The sequence below is a fragment of the Hymenobacter sp. BT491 genome (assembly GCF_014349165.1).
Taxonomy (GTDB): Bacteria; Bacteroidota; Bacteroidia; order Cytophagales; family Hymenobacteraceae; genus Hymenobacter; species Hymenobacter jejuensis.
The window spans coordinates 50634-67165 of sequence record NZ_JACSJJ010000003.1 but is presented as its reverse complement, the minus strand read 5'-3'; the positions used below and the strand labels follow the sequence as shown (position 1 = coordinate 67165).

The window sequence follows — 16532 nt, the reverse complement described above, 5'->3', positions numbered from 1 at the left end:
TGCGTTGGAATAGGTCTTACTGATTTCGGTTATACTTTTGATTTGGTTCGTGCAATTTCGCTAACTACGTAGCTTTACCTTCGCTTCAACCTTCAACGCTATGGAACCTACTGTATCTCCTTTCACGCCGGCGCTGGCCCTCGTCGAACAAGACCCGTGGCTGGCGCCTTACGAACCGGTGCTGCTGGCCCGGCAACAGCGCCTCAAGCAGCGCCTCGAAGCCATTGCGCAGGAACATGGTTCACTGGCCAAATTTGCGACCGCCCACCAACGCCTAGGCCTGAACTACGATTCGCGCCGCAAAGGGTATTGGTACCGCGAGTGGGCACCGGCCGCGCAGGCCCTGTCGCTGGTCGGCGACTTCAACGGCTGGGACCGCCAAGCGACGCCGCTCCAAAAAGGCGCCGATGGCGTGTGGGAGGTGTTTTTGCCCGACAAGCAATACCGCGACGTGCTCACCCACGGCAGCCACTACAAAGTGCATGTCGTGACGGCGAAAGGAGCCAAAGATCGCTTGCCGGCCACGTTGCGCCGCGCCGTGCAAAACGACCAAACCAAAGATTTTTCGGGTCAGGTCTGGCGCCCCGAAACACCGTTCATATGGACTGATCAGAAGTTTCGGGTGCAGAACTACGTGCGGGAACCCTTCATCTACGAATGCCACGTCGGCATGGCTACCGAAGAAGCGCGGATCGGCACGTACGTAGAATTCGCCGAAAACGTGCTCCCGCGGGTGCAGGCGCTGGGCTACAACTGCATCCAGCTGATGGCCGTGATGGAGCATCCGTATTACGGGTCGTTTGGGTACCACGTAGCCAACTTTTTCGGGGTGTCGTCGCGGTTCGGTACGCCCGAAGAGCTTAAGCATCTGGTGAACGAGGCACACAACCGCGGCATTGCGGTGCTGCTGGATGTGGTTCATTCTCATGCTGTTAAGAACGAAGCTGAAGGCCTGGCCGACTTCGACGGCTCGGGCGGGCAGTACTTTCACGAAGGGGGTCGGGGAAACCACCCCGGCTGGGATTCCAAGCTGTTTGACTACGGAAAGACCGAGGTGCAGCAGTTTTTGCTCTCCAACCTGCGCTACTGGCTCGAAGAATTTCACTTCGACGGCTTTCGCTTCGACGGTGTCACGTCGATGCTGTACCACCACCACGGCGAGGGCACTGCTTTCTCAAATTACGACCAATACTTTGGCCCTGAAGTAGATGACGATGCCATTCTGTATCTGCAACTGGCCACTACGCTGGTGCACGAGCTGCGCCGCGGGGCGTTGCTCATCGCCGAAGACATGAGCGGTATGCCCGGCTTGTGCCGCCCGGTGGCCGAAGGCGGCGTCGGGTTTGACTACCGGTTGGGCATGGGCATTCCGGATTTCTGGATCAAGCTGCTCAAGCACACCCGCGACGAAAACTGGAACTTGGGCGAACTCTGGTACACGCTCACCAACCGCCGAACCGGTGAAAAAACCGTCGCCTACGCCGAATCGCACGACCAGGCGTTGGTCGGCGATAAAACCTTGTCGCACTGGTTGATAGATGCTGACATCTACACCCACATGCAGCGCAACGACCCCAGCCCGGTGGTGGCGCGGGGCATTGCCTTGCACAAAATGATTCGGTTGGTGACGCTGGCCCTGGGCGGCGAGGCGTACCTGAACTTTATCGGCAACGAATTTGGCCACCCCGAATGGGTCGATTTTCCGCGGGAGGGCAACAACTGGAGCCACCATTACGCCCGGCGGCAGTGGTCGCTGGCCGACAACCCCGACCTGAAATACCAATGCTTGCTCGCCTTCGACAAAGCCATGGTGCTGATGGCGCGGCAGCGGCGCCTGCTCGCGGCCCCTCATGCGCACCAGTTGAACATGGACACCAACAACCAAGTGCTCATTTTCGAGCGCGCCGGCCTGATTTTCATCTTCAACTTCCACGTCGATCGAAGCATTCCGGACTACCGCTTCTTTGTGCCCCACCCCGGCCGCTACCGCATCATCCTCAACTCCGACGACTCGGCCTTCGATGGCTTCAACCGCGTCGACTCTACCCTGACCTACGATACCTTCGTCGAAGACGAGGTCAACAAGCTGAGCCTCTACATTACCAGCCGTACGGCATTGGTGCTCTCCTTGGGGTAACTAATTGATAATAAAGTACTTGCAAAATAAAAGTGGGCGGCTTCCCTTTATTTTAGGGAAGCCGCCCACTTTTATTTTGTAAACTATTTGTAAACCAGAACTTAGCTCAGTTTGCGTCCTTCAGCAACGAGGTTGATCGCCTCTTGGATGCGTTTGAAACGGGCTTCTGGCTTTTTGGCGCGGCTAATCCAGAGGGCGAATTTCTGCCGCTGGTTGTAGGCCAATTGGTCAAACTTGGTGCGCAGACCGGCTTTGTCGAGGGCGCGGGCCAGATCTTCGGGTACTTCGATGGCGCTTTCCTCGGTGTCGGGAGCCAGCACGACGTGCACCGTTTCACCCCAGGTTTTGCCAATTGTGTTGCGGATTTGCTTGCGGATGGTCAGGATGTGCTCGCCGTCGGCGGCAGGAGTGAGGGGCAAGCGAAACGGAAAGCCATCGATGGTGCCGCGTACGTGCAGCAAGCCGCGCTGTCCATACACATCGGGCACGCTAAACGGCACCGTTAAAAACACACCTCCATCCGCGTTGTGCAGTTCGAGAGGCGCGTCAAACGCTTGTTCTTGGGAATCAGACATAAAAGCGAAAAGCAGAAATCAGCTGGCAAGGCAATAAGGCACTTGAGCGCCGAAGGTAACGCCTTTCCGCGGCGTTCGCTGCGCCGTGGGGTGCGCCTAAAAGCCGAGCCAGGGGGTAAGCGCTTGATCCATAATTAGATACCGTTATGCGCTGATGCTCTTTGCAAGATGCCCTGCACCACGCCGCCCAGGTTTTCAGCCGAAATATTGGCGGGTTGCACGCTGATACGTTGTGCCGGCACTGCGTAGCTGTTTTGGAGGCGCTGCGAGATCTCCTCGGTAGCCGCCAGCACAACGTCGGCACGGCGCAACGCAAGGCGCTCGAGAGCCAGCACCCAGCCGCGGTCGTCGTGCGAGTCGCGGTCGAGGGCCAGCGATTGCACGTGCAGCACCAGTGGGCGCCCCGTCAACTGACGGATTTCCAGCGCCGCCAGCCACGACTGCCAGTCTGCCGCGTAGATCACGCCGAAGCTCTGGTTGGTGGCCAAGCGCGTAGCAAACCGGGCGTACTGAATGACTTTGAAATTGAGTCCGGAGCCATCCGAGAGGTCGGAGCGCAGAATGGCCACCGCTTCTTCTGCCGACGCATGCTCAGCCACCGTCAGAATAGACGTTAGCGGCGATGCTACGGTGTCGGTAGCCGGCGGTATGTCGGTTTCGTTCGGAATAACATCCGGGGTGATGTTGTCCTCCGGTTGCGATAAGTCGTTGGCTTCGCCCGCGTCGGGCTCGGCTGGCTGAGCAAATTCATCGCTGTTTTGCAGATCAAGCAGGGCGACGGAGCTAGCTTCGCTGGCTTGAGCAAGATCTTCGGAGCCTGAAGCACTGCTGCCCACATAAGGCGCCGAGGGACTTTGCCAGGCGCCGGCCGTATCGCGAACGGGGAAAAGCTGCAAGGCCTCCAGTTCTGCCATCGACAAGTCGCCGAGGCCAATGACGCGGCCATTTGGCAGCGAGTAACCCGACGCAGGCAGGTGAGGTAATACGAGCGACAGATCGGTTTGGGCGGCCAGGGCTTGCGCCAAGGGGAGAGTAGCCAGATGGGACCGATCTTGGGTCTTCGGCGTATCATCCCAGCCCAACAACAGCACCTTCAGACTTGGCATTTCCATGAGCAGGCGAAACAGAGATAGGGGGATAGGGACAAGGTAGATAAAAAAATGTGTTGCAATGACGCCACAAGGTCTTTTATATCAAGCTCAGCAGCAGGATAAATATTTTCGTCCCAATCGTTTTTACCTTGCGGTCTTAACTGGGCAGTACGAACCGATTTACACCCTTTTAGCCCACCCTTCTCGATAGCATACCCATGGCGGATACAGTCCAGGAACACAATTACATGATCAACGACCTGGCCACCCGGGGGAAGCAGGAGCACTTCCCCGGTCAGGTTTTAACTTGTCAGCAGGATGGCAACACGTTCATTTTCATATGCAATAACGGGGTAAAGCTGAGCTTATCCGTCGTGACGGACAAAATTCTGCGGTTTCGCTACGCCACCGACGGCCGTTTTGCACCCGACTTTAGCTACGCCGTGCCCGCCGACCTGCCGCGGCCGAAAGTAGAATTTCTGGAGTTTCGCGAAAAGCCTGATCACTACCGCATTACCACCGACCGCCTCATCTGCACCATTGCCAAGCAGGATACGCACACCCGCGTGCTCGACCGCTCGGGCAACGTGCTGTGCGAAGACGAAAAAGGCTTTCACTGGGAACACAACGACGACACCGGCAACGACATCGTGAAGATGAGCAAGCAGGTGCAAAGCGGCGTGCATTACTACGGCCTCGGGGATAAGCCCGACAACATGAACCTGCGCGGCAAGCGCTTCACCAACTGGGGCTCCGATACTTACGGCTACGTCAAAGGCTCCGACCCGCTGTACAAGAACATTCCGTTTTATCTGGTTCTGCATCAGAAGATTGCGCACGGCATCTTCTTCGATAACACGTTCAAGTCGTTCTTCGACTTTGCCGCCGAGCGCGCCGATGTGACCAGCTTCTGGGCTCAGGGCGGCGAGATGAACTACTACTTCATCTACGGCCCCGCGCTCACCGAAGTCACCCAGGAATATACGCGCCTGACGTGCCCACCCGAACTGCCCCCGCTGTGGGCGCTGGGCTACCACCAGTGCAAATGGAGCTACTTCCCGGAAAGCACGGTCAAGCAGATTACGAATGGGTTTCGGGAACGCAGCATCCCCTGCGACGCCATCTACCTCGACATCGACTACATGGACGGCTACCGCTGCTTTACGTGGTCGCCGGCACATTTTCCGGAGCCGAAGCGCATGGTGCAGGAGCTGGCGAAGGACGGCTTCAAAACCATCGTCATCATCGATCCGGGCATTAAAATCGACCCGAACTATTCGGTGTACACCGAGGGCTTGGAGAAAGATTATTTCTGTCGCCGCGCCGATGGGCCGCTGATGAAAGGTTCAGTGTGGCCCGGCTTGTGCAACTTCCCCGATTTCACCCGCCCCGATGTGCGCGAATGGTGGGCTGGCCTGTTCAAAGGCCTGGTTGCCGAAGACGGCGTGAAAGGCGTGTGGAACGACATGAACGAACCCGCTGTATTTGAGCGCGGTACCTTCCCCGACGACGTACGTTTCGACTACGACGGCCACCCCAGCTCGCACGCCAAAGCGCACAACATCTACGGCATGCAGATGGCACGCGCCACGGCCGATGGCGTCAAGCGGTTTAGCTATCCCAACCGGCCGTTTACCATCACACGCAGTACCTATTCTGGCGGGCAGCGGTATTCGTCGGCCTGGACTGGCGACAACCTGGCTTCTTGGGAGCATTTGTGGCTGGCCAACATTCAGTGTCAGCGCCTGAGTATCAGCGGGTTCTCGTTTGTGGGCTCCGACGTGGGCGGCTTTATCGACACGCCCGATGCGGAACTGTACGTTCGCTGGATAGCGCTGGCGGCGTTTCATCCGTTCTTCCGCACGCACAGCTCCGGCGACCACGGCGACCAAGAACCTTGGTCGTTTGGCGAGCAAGCTACCGATCTAGCGAAGCGCTTCATTGAGCTGCGCTACCAGCTGCTGCCCTACATCTACACGGCTTTTTGGCAGTACGTGCAGGAAGGTACGCCCATGCTGCGCCCGCTCACATTCATCGACCAGGCCGATACCGAAACGTACCTGCGCATGGCCGAATTTGCCCTCGGCGATCATCTGTTGGTGTGCCCCATCACGCAAGCCGGCGCCGACGGCCGCTGGATGTACCTGCCCCGCGGGGACTGGTATTACTACTGGACCGACGAGCCCAAATCGGGCGGCGCCGAAGTATGGGCCAGCGCGCCCGTCGATCGTATTCCACTGTTCATCAAGGCTGGAGCCGTAATTCCGTTCTACCCGGTGATGCAATTTGTGGGCGAAAAAGTAGTGGAAGAAGTGACTCTGCACGTCTACTACAAAAACGGCGCGGAAAGCAGCGTCCTCTACGACGACGGCGGCGAAGGCTACGGCTACCAGGAAGGCAACAGTACCACCCGGCGCTTCACCGTAACGGGTAATGATAATCAATTGACTGTCAAACAGATAGCAGAGGGTGGATATCAGCCCACATACAAAACCTACAAGCTGATTGTGCACGGACTGCCTTTTGCGCCGGCCACCATCACAGCGGACGGGACGGAAGTGGAAATCACTGAGTTTGCTTCGGAAAGTGGCTTTACGCTACCTCAGGCCGTAATGACAGTGGATTTTAAAGAAGTTATCCTAAGATAATATATTGATAATCAGTGGATTAACAGAAGCCCCGATTCCATTGGAATCGGGGCTTCTGTTTTGCTGCTAGCAGCAGTAAGCAATAAGGGGGCGGCGTTATTGCTATATGTGTTCCTGCAAATACTGATATACCTCGGGGTTTGAGAGCAGCGTGCCGTGATTGAGCTTGGGAAATACCTTGGTAGCAACTTGGTTATCAGCGGGTAAAGCTGGGTTTCCGAAGATGCGACCAATGGCGCTGCCACCGCCCACGAGGCCGTCGCCGAAGTAGTGATCGAGGGCCGAGCCGGCCGTTTTGAGCAGCGAGCCCACCAATACGTGATAATGCACGCCGGGCAGCGGCGGCACCGTGGTGCGCGGCGGAAACAAGTCGTCGGCGTGCGGATTTTGCCAGTCGTCGTCCACCAGAAAAGCGTGGCGCAAGTCCTTGATGCCGCTGCTGCGCTGGTCCATGGCTTTGCTTAGCAGGCGCGTGGGCACAATGTCGATTTTGCGCAGCACTACGGAAGTCAGGTGGCTGTTTTGCTCCAGGAAAGAGCCTTCGTTGGGCACGCCCAGCAAAAATACCGACCGCAGCCGTGCTATCCAGGGCGCGGGTTGTTTTGGCTCGCGGGTGCCGTAGTAACCCGCGCTGCGAATTACCAAGCCTCCCATTGAGTGCCCGATCAGCACTAGCTCGCTAATCAGCTCGGGATAAGTGGTAACTAAACCGGTCAGCAACTCATTTAATAACTGGCCGTTATGCGATATGTGTAAGCCGCTGTTATAGCGCACATACAGACACCGAACTCCAGCTTCGCGTTGTAGCAAAGGGCCGTAGCGGGGCGCGTTGGGGGCTCCTGCCTGCCAGATCTGTTCATCGCCCATTAGGCCGTGTAGAAACACCACCGTTTTTTGCCGTTCACGGCCCAACTGCAACCGGGCCACCGGCACATCGGCGTTGTGCTGGCGGAAGCTCATCTGGATGGCGCGCCGATCGTGGCGCGCCGCCAGCTGGTCGCCGATGGCACCATTGAGAATAGGGAGGGTGAAGTGCTGGTAAGTTTGCCCGGTGCGGTACAAATAATCGAGCCCGTTGAATGGCAAGCTCACGGCGCGCCGGGCGGCAGCCGTAGCGCGGCGCCACCGGGAGGGTTTTCCGGCTCCTTCCGAATCGGGAGCAGAATCGGCGGCGGAATCTTCTTCGGTCACTGAATCAGGAGTTTGCGCGTCAGCGGACCAGCGGGCGTGCTAAGGTGCAGCAGGTACAGACCGGCCGGCTGGCCCCGCAAATCGATGGTGCGGCCGCCGTTGGTGTTAAGCGCGCGCTCTTCTTGCCGCACCACGCGTCCCATGGGATCCGTAACGGTAAAAGGCGCAGTCGCCACGCCCAAAGCCGTGGGAGAGGTCAGCCGAAACTCGCCGGCAGCGCTGGGGTTGGGGTACACACTCAGGGCGGCTTCCAGTTGCGGGTTTTTTGCGGCCGTAACGGTGCCCGTCAGTGTGATGTCGTCTACGAAAAGAGCGGTACCGGCAGTGCGTTTGACTGCCACACCCGACGCAAACGCAATGCGCAGGGTATCAGGAGTATCGGTACGGCGGTAACGGATAGGTAGATCAGTCAGGGAATACGTAGCCGTGGGTTTGAGCAATAAAATAGTGTCGCCCACGATCAGCGGCACGCGGTTTACGGTGCGGGTAAGTACGATGAGCACAAATGCCGAATCGGTGGCGGCCGTGGTACCGGTCAGCTTGTACGAGAATTGAAGCCGAGTCGGGCGAGAGGTGTAAGGCAAGCCCCCAAAACCGTTGATGCTGGCGGCGGCGCTGGCAAGGTTGGTGAACGTGACAGGCTTAAGCTTGGAGCCCAACAGCAAAATACCCGGCACGGGCCCCAGCAAGGCACTTAGGATGGTGGTTTTGGTTTCCAGCTTAGCCGCAAAGCTGCCACCCTGATGATCCGTTGATTTGGAAACAGTACCGGTATTTAGCAGCGACGGAATTCCTGCGGCGGCAAGCGCGTCATCGGTCGTGAGCCAGCTCTGCGGAACGTCGCCGCCGTTGCGCGTTTGCCAGGTTTCCATGGTGCCGTTGGGTACGGCCTGTTGCGCCTGGGCGCTAGGTGCAGCTGCTAATAATATGGTAATCAGAGAAATACAAATGTGTAGAAATGCTTTCATCATCGAACGTGAAATAATGACAGAGAACCAACGGCTGAATAAGGCAGGTTACCAAATGTACCTTATCACATGATAAATAGCATTCTTCAGGCAAAAAGAAATCGTTAAGCCCTTCTGCTACGCAGATATGTCCTGCTTAGGAGGTTTGGGGAGGCCACATAGACTCAACAAGGCGCCTGCGAATAATCCTGTTATCAGTCCCCCTACGTGCGCGGCGTTGTCTGTGTTGGCTTCGAGGCCCGCAACCAAGCTGTTGAGCACCATATACAGCATAAACCACAGCAAGCTCAGCCGCTCCGCGCGGCTCATGGGCACTGCGCGTAGGGCCGCCAGCGCCAGCAGCAGGCCGTATAGCCCAAAAATGGCGCCCGAGGCTCCAACCGAATTGACGCCCTGCGTATGCCACGCCAAGCTGAATAAGCTGCCGCCCACGCCGCTACACACATACACCAGCAATAGGCGCCCGCGCCCAACCAAGGGTTCGCTGAGCAGCCCCAGAAACAGCAACGCGCTCAGGTTCAACAGCAAATGCGCGGGTCCGCCGTGCAGAAAGCAGCTGGTAAGCAGCCGCCAGGGCTGCCCAGGCAGCGTGAGCGGAGAAAAATTGGAGCCCCAAGCCACCAAATCCACGCCAGCAGGGGTGAAGACGTTTACACCGCTCAAGGCCATCAGGGCGAAAACCAGCAGGTTAGTGTCGATCAGCAGCGGCGTGACGAAATATGTTTTGGTGGGCCAAAACACGGTTTGCAACAATTTGCGCGCAAGCTGACCGGTGCTCTCATCGGGTGGGGCAACGGGGGCCAATGCTGGCTTTTCTGCGTCCGGAAGCTCCCGCGGAATCAGCTCGCGGCGCTGAAGCTCCTGCACGGCGGCCTGCACCAGCCCTTGCGGATACCGCTGGGGGTTTTGCACCAAATACAGGAGTTCTGCATCCGATTTTTGCGCAAAGTGCTCGTTGGGAGCCGCCGGTTCAGCCATGGTAAATAGTTGGCTGCGAATTAGTTATAAATCGACGTGTTTCATGATGAGCGCCGTGGTTGTGGTGTCGCGCAGGGCCCGCAGCATGTCGTCGACGGGGGCTACGGCGTCGGCTACTTGCTTGTCCAGCACGGGTTGGCCGTTGAGGTAGTTGGTACGCATGTAGCTTAACGCCGACATACGGCGGTTGGCAACGTCGTGCATTACATCGACGCGGTCTTTCATCACCGGGCCCAGCTTGTGGCTGTAGAGCAGGGCTTTGGTGAGGTAGTGCCACTTTTCGTACACCAGCGCGGCCTGGCCAGGGAAAGCCGAATCGAGCTTGGCGGCGCTAATTTGCTTGAGCAGGTAATCTGACTGATGCTCCGCTGACCAGAAGCGCCGGCTCAGTTCCAGATAGTTTTTCTTAAACGACGGGTTGGCGCGCTCCGCTTTGGGTACATGCCGCAAATCACGCTGAACTTGCTTTTCAGTAAGCGCCTCGAAACCAGGTATTTGGTGCGATTCCACGGTTTCCAACACAATGGGCTTGCTGCTGTACACGACCGGTGGCGGAGAGCGGTGAAAGAGAAAATAGGCCGCCACAGCCACCACCAGAATGCCAATGCCCAGTGCCGGCCCTAGCCACGTCCGGTCGGGCGTTTCTTCCTCCGCGTACTGTGGCACCGGAATCTCGGCTTGCGGCGGGCCCAGCGTCAGAATATTTACGCCGCGGCGCTGGAGCTCGCGGCGGGCGGCGGCAATGATATCGGCGTGGTAATAATCAGGATTGCGCGCCAGAAAAATCAGCTCGTCGGTGGTTTTTTGGCTAAGAGAATCGGACTCGGATTGCATGCTGGAACAAGGAGGAAAAGCGTAATTCTTCGGCTTAAACGAAGTTCCAAGTTGGGCAAAAGAAGCGGCAAAACCACAACCCCAAATCCGAACCGACACGGCGGGGGCGCGTATAGGAGAAGGACTCGTGCGTATTCACCTTACCACCCCGATCATGCAAGACGACGAACCAGTACAAGACGCCCGCGACCAAGAGCAGCCCACTGCTTCTCAATCCAATCAAGCCGGCTTGGCCGACAAGCGCCAGCCCGAAGGACGACAGTTTGCCGGCAGTTCCGAAGCCCTCCGCGGCAACAACGCCGACGACAACTCCGGTAGCGGCGGCACCGAAGGCGGCAAAGAAATCAAAGGCCGCAACGTTGCCCACGGCACCCACTACGAAGCGCCCGGCAACGCCGACGAAGGCGACGTAGGCGGCAGCACTACCAGCAGCGGCACCGGCGTGTCGGGTGGCGAAACGGGGAAAGTCAACCTGTAGGCTTAGTTTTTAATCACTTATTGATAATTCACAAATAATTGATTATCAATAAATTATATAAATGAAAAATCATGGCAGATAATTCGCAGAACAATAGCCAGAGCACGCCCAATGAAGAGGACGAGCAAGCCGTAACCCGCGGTCAGAACGTGGATAGCCAAAACGCCATCAGCAACCAGCGCGGCACGCCTAACCACCCGATCGACACCGAAAGCACCCAGCAACACATGGGCAGCGGAGCCGGCATTCGGGGCGATTACGGCAACAGCAGCGAGACCAATGCCCTGAATTCCAGCGCCGATAAGGACGAGGAAAGCCTAGAGGATGGCGTTAATGACCAACCCAATAGCTAACGGCGTATCGGCCCTCGCTAAGATTTCAGCCTTTTACATCGCGCCGGGAGTGTATCTTCCGGCGCGATGATTTTTTATATCCCTTCCCGACTTGCCGGACTGCTCGCCGCCGCGAGCGTGCTGCTAACCGTGCCCGCACAAGCACAAGTGGGCAGCCCGTTGCGGCGCGTGCTGCGCACCGATACGTCGGCGGTGATGCGCAAAGTGCTGGCCCACCCCGATGCGTATCGGCTACAAGTTTTGTACACCCAAATCGACCGCGATGCGCAGAACCAGCCGCATTTTCGCACCTATAAATACCGTGTGCACCCGCGGCGCTATTTTTATCCGGCCAGCACCGTAAAGCTGCCCGCGGCCGTTCTAGCGCTGGAAAAGCTGCGCGCCCTACGCAGCCAGATTCCAGAGCTCACTCCTGAGTCGCCTCTACGCATCGATTCGGCCTACGAAGGCCAAACGCGAGTAGTGCGCGATACGTCGGCGGCAACGGGGCGCGCCAGCATTGCGCAATACGTGCGTAAAGTCTTGCTGGTCAGCGACAACGATGCGTTTAATAGGCTATATGAGTTTGTAGGACGAAGCCAGTTGCGGTACGGGCTGCGTCGGCGTGGCTACCACAATACCCGATTGTTGCATCGGTTGTCAGTCGGCGATAAGGGGTTTAATGCCTTGCATACCAATCCGTTCGCATTTTACGCCGACACGGCTCTGGAGCGGCCTATTTATGTGCAGCCTGCGGCCGCCGCCAAGGCAGAGGTAATGCAGGAATTGCCGCGCCGGGGCGAGAAAATCGGGAAAGCTTACATGGATGGCGATAAGCTCATTAACGAGCCCATGGACTTCAGCCAAAAGAATTTTGTTTCGCTGGCCGATCAGCAAAATATCCTCAAATCGGTGTTATTTCCCGGCGCGGTACCGGCCAAAAATCGCTTCGCGCTGGCTCCCGACGATTATCAGTTTTTGCGGGGCTACCTATCGATGTTGCCTCGCGAGAGCGATCACCCGCGCTACGACGCGGCCCATTACCCCGACAACTACGCCAAATTCTTGCTGGCAGGCGGCTCTCCCGCGCCGTTGCCGCCCAACGTGCGCATCTTCAACAAGATAGGGCAGGCCTACGGCTTTTTGATTGACAACGCGTATATAGTTGATTATGAGCACAATATAGAATTTATGCTCAGTGCCGTTATCTACGTCAACTCCGATGAAGTACTCAACGACGACCACTACGATTACGACGCCGTTGGCTTCCCGTTTTTGCACGATCTGGGCCACGCCGTGTATCGGCGGGAGCTAGTTCGTACCCGCAAGCACCGGCCCGACTTGCGCGAGTTTCAACTGAAGTATTCGCAGTAGATATTCCGCCTATGCTTGCGCCAAATGCTCATGGGCTGTACGTGCTAAGTTCCACAGCTCATTATCAACAGGAAATCGATGAAAATCCTGATAATGAGTTAGTTGAACTAGTTGCTTATGTGCCCGATTTGGTGCTGGATATCCGTTATGCCACCGCTAATAACGTATTGGCGGAAGCCATATACGATCGGCCGGCTGCTTACCTGCGGCGGCCGGTGGCCGCCGCTTTGCGGGAAGTGCAGGAGGAGCTTCGCAAGCTGGGTATCGGGCTCCAACTCTTCGATGCGTACCGACCCTACAGCGCTACCGTGCGGTTTTACGAGAAAATCGGGGACGAAACGTATGCGGCCCCACCGTGGCGTGGGTCGCGGCACAACCGTGGCTGCTCCGTCGATGTGGCGCTGGTGGAGTTGGCTAACGGCCGCACCCTGCCGATGCCCACTGATTTTGATGATCTGACGCCAGCGGCGCACACCACGTATGAGCCGGTCACGGAGGAAGTTCGACGCAACCGGGCCACGCTGCTGGGTGCCATGACGCAGCATGGGTTTGTCAATTACTCGGGTGAATGGTGGCATTTTGACCATCAGCGGTGGGCCGATTTTACCCTGCTCGACCTGTCGTTTGCGCAGCTGGCCGCCTGCCAATCCGGCCGTTTGGAATAGACGAACGGTACCTCAATGGTGTGGGTATCCGAGGCTAGCCCGCAGATTTCGTAGGACTACAGCGCTGGTAGTGCGTAATTTGCGGCGGTTTTCCCTCTGTTTGTGTGCTGATGCTTCGATTTTCTTCCGCTGGTTACGCTGTCCTATTTTGTCTTCTGTGTTCGCTGTTGTGGGGGCTGCCTCGCACAAGCAACGCGCAGGACGCGCCGCCTAAACGCGAGATGCGGGGCGTCTGGATTGCAACCGTGGAAAACATCGACTGGCCCAGTAGCCGCTCCCTGACGCCCGATCAGCAACGGCGCGAGTACCGGCGTATGCTCGACATACAGAAACGCAACGGCATCAACGCGGTGTTTGTGCAAATTCGGCCCGCGGCGGATGCCTTTTACCAAAGCGACCTGGAGCCGTGGTCGAAGTGGTTGACGGGCCAACAGGGCAAAGGCCCCAATCCGCCCTACGACCCGTTGCCATTTCTGATTGAAGAGGCCCACGCCCGCGGCATGGAATTTCACGCGTGGTTCAACCCGTACCGTGCTACCATGGATTCGGTGACGCGCCGCTTGGCGCCCAACCACCCGTATCGGCAGCATCCCGAGTGGTTTTTCCGCTACGGCGGGCAACTGCTGTTCAACCCCGGCCTGCCCGAAGTGCGCCAATACATCACACAGGTGATTCTGGATGTAGTCGAGCGATACGACATCGACGGCGTGCACTTCGACGACTACTTTTACCCCTATCCGGAGGCTGGCCGTGTCATCCACGACGAACAAGCTTTTCAGCAGTATAATCCTGGTAATCTGAAACTTGCCGATTGGCGTCGCCAAAACGTAAACCTGCTCGTGGAGGGGCTGCATAACTCGATCCGCAAGACGAAGCGCTGGGTGAAGTTTGGCATTTCGCCGTTTGGCGTCTGGATGAACCAATCGGAACACGCCGAAGGCTCGGCTACCAAAGCCTTCCAAGGGTATTCGGGGCTGTATGCCGATGCGCGCGAATGGATGAAGCAGGGCTGGGTTGACTACATTTTGCCCCAGCTTTACTGGAGTTCCAACTTTAAGGCCGCCCCTTATCCCACGTTGGTGGAGTGGTGGTCGCGCAACCACTACGGCCGGCACCTGTACATCGGGCAAGGCACTTACCGAATGCTCGAAAGCACGAAGGCGGATACAACGTGGCGCAACCCGCGCGAACTGCCCCGGCAGGTTCGCGTGAATCGCTCGTACCCGACGGAAGTGGCTGGTAGTGTGTTCTTTAGCTCTAGGTCGGTGATGGCCAACCCCTTGCACACTTCCGATTCGTTGCGCCAAAACCTGTTTCGCTACCCGGCCCTGATCCCAACAATGCCGTGGATGGACGCCGTACCGCCCATGCCGGCCCAAAATCTGGTACTGACGCGGGCCGGCTCGGTGGTAACGCTTAACTGGCAGCCCGGCTCAGTGGCCAAAGACGGGGACTTGGCTCGCTACTTTGTGGTGTATCGTTTTGCCGAAGGCGAAACGCCTTCGCCCGACGATCCCCGCCATATCTTGGCCTTGGTGCCCAAAATGGCGAACCAAGCTTCGGTACTGGTGGATACTTCCGCCCGCGCTGGCACCGAGTATGCCTATTACGTCACGGCCGTCGACCGCCTGCACAACGAAAGCACGCCGATTCGGGTGACGACGCTGGGCCGCCAGGCGGAAGTGATTGTGGCGCAAGCGCCTGAGCCTGAGGTGCCGCCTACGCGCGTGCCTACGGCACCCATGGCTCCGCGCACTTCTTCTCCCATACCGCCCCGACCAAGCGTGCACCGCCCCGAAACAACGACTACCAAGACCAAAATCAAAACCAAGAAGCGCCGCCGCGGTGGCTTCTTCCAGCGGATATTTGGCTGATTCTATTGGCCTAAGGCTGTATTACTGCAACAAAAAAGCCCCGCCCTAAACAGGGCGGGGCTTTTTAATAAACTCAGTGGCTGCTTACAGTGCCTTCACGTCCATCGTCAGCGACACGCCCGAAGTAGTACGGGTGATGCCCGTGACGGTGAAAATTGCATATTGATCGGCATTGCGCAGGCGTGCGATGTACACATCGCCTACCAGCACGCCATCCACTGTAGCTACCTGGGCCGTGGTGGCGGCATTGAGGTAGGTCTGGCGGATGCTGTTCAAGGTAGCGGCGTTGTAGATCGCGGCGGTGGTCTTCACAAATTTCGTTGTGTTCAACGCCTTGATTTGCACGGCGTTGCTGGCAATGCTCGTAATGGCTACGTCCTTTGTATCGACTGGGCTCGCGGCCGCGACTGCGGTGAAGTTAGTCAGGTCGAAAGCCGCTTGGTCGCCGCCGGTAGTGCCGGTAAAGGCAAGCGTAGCCGCGCGCACAGCCGCCAGACTCGTGGTAGTGCCGGGCGTAACCACGGCGCTGGTCGCAGAACTGGCTCGGAAGTTTGGCGTGCCGGCAAAGCGGCTTTTTACCTCAAATCGGAACGAAACGGCCTGGCCGCTGGTGCTTGACGGAATGGTTACGGGGACGTCCAGCGTAGTAGCGGCGCCCGTTTGCGTACCGGCGGTAGGCACCCGTTGCCGCAAGTAGCGGCGCTCGGCTTGCGTGCCTACGGTCACGTAGGTGATCAGACTGTCGATGTCTTTATACAGCGTGCCAGCGGTGGTGAGGCTGGTGGCGCTCGTAATGCCGCCGTTGTTCAGCGTCAGGTTGTAGCGCACCACATCGCCCGGGACGGGGGTGCTGGTACCGGGCGCCGTAACGTTGGTGGCCGAGTTGATGCGCACGGTAGGTGTAGGCTCGGCCAACCGATACGTGAAAGCCCGGACTTTGCTTTGCCCATTCTCCGCCGTTGCAATCGCCGATACGCGCACGTTGGCTTTGTTCACGCCTTGCGGCACCACGTAGGTTACCACCAGCGTGTCGGCATTTTTAGTACGCGAAAAAGTGGAGCGGTACGGCACCGTCTGCACCAGCGTGGAATCGGTGCTCGGTTCGATGCGCTGGTAGATGCGCACGTCTTTGAGCATGGATGTCTGCTGGGCGTATTGCAACTCGAACGTCACGGTTTCGCCGGTGGCGTACTTGGTGGTAGTGCCCAGAGCGTTGGCCAGAAATGTCGGAATCTGTCCGCCTACCTCGGTGTAGTAGGTGTCGATCTCTTTCTCGCAGCCGGCTAGCCCTGCTCCGGCAAGGAGCAGAAGCAGCGAACCGCGAAGTTTTTTATAGTAAGTCATTGAATGTCAAGTATTTATGTGAAGACAGCTTTGGCTAACCCAG

Annotated in this window: 14 protein-coding genes; 7 read left to right on the top strand and 7 right to left on the bottom strand. The window is 57.8% G+C overall.

The window, feature by feature from the left end:
* The first annotated feature begins 100 nt into the window (after positions 1 to 100).
* On the top strand, positions 101 to 2137 hold the full coding sequence (locus tag H9I52_RS11820) for an alpha amylase C-terminal domain-containing protein (RefSeq protein WP_187454059.1): 2037 nt from the start codon (positions 101 to 103) through the stop codon (positions 2135 to 2137).
* A 101-nt stretch (positions 2138 to 2238) separates the two neighbouring features.
* On the opposite strand, the gene H9I52_RS11815 is transcribed toward H9I52_RS11820, so the two are convergent.
* Complete coding sequence (locus tag H9I52_RS11815) at positions 2239 to 2712, bottom strand: YdeI/OmpD-associated family protein (protein ID WP_139516370.1); 474 nt, start codon at positions 2710 to 2712, stop codon at positions 2239 to 2241.
* 134 nt (positions 2713 to 2846) lie between these two features.
* Entirely contained in the window at positions 2847 to 3824 is a 978-nt protein-coding gene (locus H9I52_RS11810; RefSeq protein WP_187454058.1) for a glycosyltransferase, read from the bottom strand.
* A 197-nt stretch (positions 3825 to 4021) separates the two neighbouring features.
* Here H9I52_RS11810 and H9I52_RS11805 point away from each other — a divergent pair, with 197 nt between their 5' ends.
* Positions 4022 to 6451 (top strand): glycoside hydrolase family 31 protein, encoded by a 2430-nt coding sequence (locus H9I52_RS11805; RefSeq protein WP_262386053.1) that lies wholly within the window; start codon positions 4022 to 4024, stop codon positions 6449 to 6451.
* A 102-nt stretch (positions 6452 to 6553) separates the two neighbouring features.
* On the opposite strand, the gene H9I52_RS11800 is transcribed toward H9I52_RS11805, so the two are convergent.
* The 4 genes from H9I52_RS11800 to H9I52_RS11785 form a co-directional block, all read right to left on the bottom strand.
* The gene (locus H9I52_RS11800; RefSeq protein WP_187454057.1) at positions 6554 to 7642 is read right to left on the bottom strand and encodes an esterase/lipase family protein; all 1089 of its coding nucleotides are present in this window, start codon (positions 7640 to 7642) and stop codon (positions 6554 to 6556) included.
* The gene (locus H9I52_RS11795; protein WP_187454056.1) at positions 7639 to 8514 is read right to left on the bottom strand and encodes a T9SS type A sorting domain-containing protein; all 876 of its coding nucleotides are present in this window, start codon (positions 8512 to 8514) and stop codon (positions 7639 to 7641) included. Before H9I52_RS11795 ends, H9I52_RS11800 begins: the two co-directional genes overlap by 4 nt.
* 213 nt (positions 8515 to 8727) lie before the next feature.
* A complete protein-coding gene (locus H9I52_RS11790; protein WP_187454055.1) occupies positions 8728 to 9588 on the bottom strand; it encodes a rhomboid family intramembrane serine protease in 861 nt (286 codons plus the stop codon).
* A 24-nt stretch (positions 9589 to 9612) separates the two neighbouring features.
* Positions 9613 to 10422 carry a hypothetical protein gene (locus H9I52_RS11785; RefSeq protein ID WP_187454054.1) on the bottom strand — a complete coding sequence of 270 codons (810 nt, stop codon included), beginning with the start codon at positions 10420 to 10422 and terminating at the stop codon, positions 9613 to 9615.
* Positions 10423 to 10576: 154 nt separating this feature from the next.
* Between H9I52_RS11785 and H9I52_RS11780 the strand changes: the two genes are divergently transcribed.
* The 5 genes from H9I52_RS11780 (at position 10577) to H9I52_RS11760 (ending at position 15145) form a co-directional block, all read left to right on the top strand.
* Positions 10577 to 10900, top strand: coding sequence for a hypothetical protein (locus tag H9I52_RS11780; RefSeq protein WP_187454053.1), 324 nt, complete (start codon positions 10577 to 10579; stop codon positions 10898 to 10900).
* A gap of 71 nt (positions 10901 to 10971) precedes the next feature.
* A complete protein-coding gene (locus H9I52_RS11775) occupies positions 10972 to 11253 on the top strand; it encodes a hypothetical protein (protein WP_139516377.1) in 282 nt (93 codons plus the stop codon).
* A 66-nt stretch (positions 11254 to 11319) separates the two neighbouring features.
* Positions 11320 to 12606 carry a class A beta-lactamase-related serine hydrolase gene (locus tag H9I52_RS11770; protein WP_262386052.1) on the top strand — a complete coding sequence of 429 codons (1287 nt, stop codon included), beginning with the start codon at positions 11320 to 11322 and terminating at the stop codon, positions 12604 to 12606.
* 11 nt (positions 12607 to 12617) lie between these two features.
* The gene (locus H9I52_RS11765; protein ID WP_187454052.1) at positions 12618 to 13271 is read left to right on the top strand and encodes a M15 family metallopeptidase; all 654 of its coding nucleotides are present in this window, start codon (positions 12618 to 12620) and stop codon (positions 13269 to 13271) included.
* Positions 13272 to 13381: 110 nt separating this feature from the next.
* Entirely contained in the window at positions 13382 to 15145 is a 1764-nt protein-coding gene (locus H9I52_RS11760; RefSeq protein WP_262386051.1) for a glycoside hydrolase family 10 protein, read from the top strand.
* Positions 15146 to 15229: 84 nt separating this feature from the next.
* Here the strand turns inward: H9I52_RS11760 and H9I52_RS11755 are convergent, their stop codons facing one another.
* Positions 15230 to 16489 carry a hypothetical protein gene (locus H9I52_RS11755; RefSeq protein ID WP_187454051.1) on the bottom strand — a complete coding sequence of 420 codons (1260 nt, stop codon included), beginning with the start codon at positions 16487 to 16489 and terminating at the stop codon, positions 15230 to 15232.
* Positions 16490 to 16532 lie beyond the last annotated feature (43 nt).

Excerpts from the sequence above, each read along its gene's own strand:
- H9I52_RS11805 (WP_262386053.1), top strand. The coding sequence starts at position 4,022 with ATGGCGGATACAGTCCAGGAACACAATTACATGATCAACGACCTGGCC.
- H9I52_RS11785 (WP_187454054.1), bottom strand. The coding sequence starts at position 10,422 with ATGCAATCCGAGTCCGATTCTCTTAGCCAAAAAACCACCGACGAGCTG.
- H9I52_RS11755 (WP_187454051.1), bottom strand. The coding sequence starts at position 16,489 with ATGACTTACTATAAAAAACTTCGCGGTTCGCTGCTTCTGCTCCTTGCC.
- H9I52_RS11775 (WP_139516377.1), top strand. The coding sequence starts at position 10,972 with ATGGCAGATAATTCGCAGAACAATAGCCAGAGCACGCCCAATGAAGAG.
- H9I52_RS11820 (WP_187454059.1), top strand. The coding sequence starts at position 101 with ATGGAACCTACTGTATCTCCTTTCACGCCGGCGCTGGCCCTCGTCGAA.
- H9I52_RS11815 (WP_139516370.1), bottom strand. The coding sequence starts at position 2,712 with ATGTCTGATTCCCAAGAACAAGCGTTTGACGCGCCTCTCGAACTGCAC.
- H9I52_RS11795 (WP_187454056.1), bottom strand. The coding sequence starts at position 8,514 with ATGGAAACCTGGCAAACGCGCAACGGCGGCGACGTTCCGCAGAGCTGG.
- H9I52_RS11790 (WP_187454055.1), bottom strand. The coding sequence starts at position 9,588 with ATGGCTGAACCGGCGGCTCCCAACGAGCACTTTGCGCAAAAATCGGAT.
- H9I52_RS11765 (WP_187454052.1), top strand. The coding sequence starts at position 12,618 with ATGCTTGCGCCAAATGCTCATGGGCTGTACGTGCTAAGTTCCACAGCT.
- H9I52_RS11780 (WP_187454053.1), top strand. The coding sequence starts at position 10,577 with ATGCAAGACGACGAACCAGTACAAGACGCCCGCGACCAAGAGCAGCCC.
- H9I52_RS11770 (WP_262386052.1), top strand. The coding sequence starts at position 11,320 with ATGATTTTTTATATCCCTTCCCGACTTGCCGGACTGCTCGCCGCCGCG.
- H9I52_RS11810 (WP_187454058.1), bottom strand. The coding sequence starts at position 3,824 with ATGGAAATGCCAAGTCTGAAGGTGCTGTTGTTGGGCTGGGATGATACG.
- H9I52_RS11760 (WP_262386051.1), top strand. The coding sequence starts at position 13,382 with ATGCTTCGATTTTCTTCCGCTGGTTACGCTGTCCTATTTTGTCTTCTG.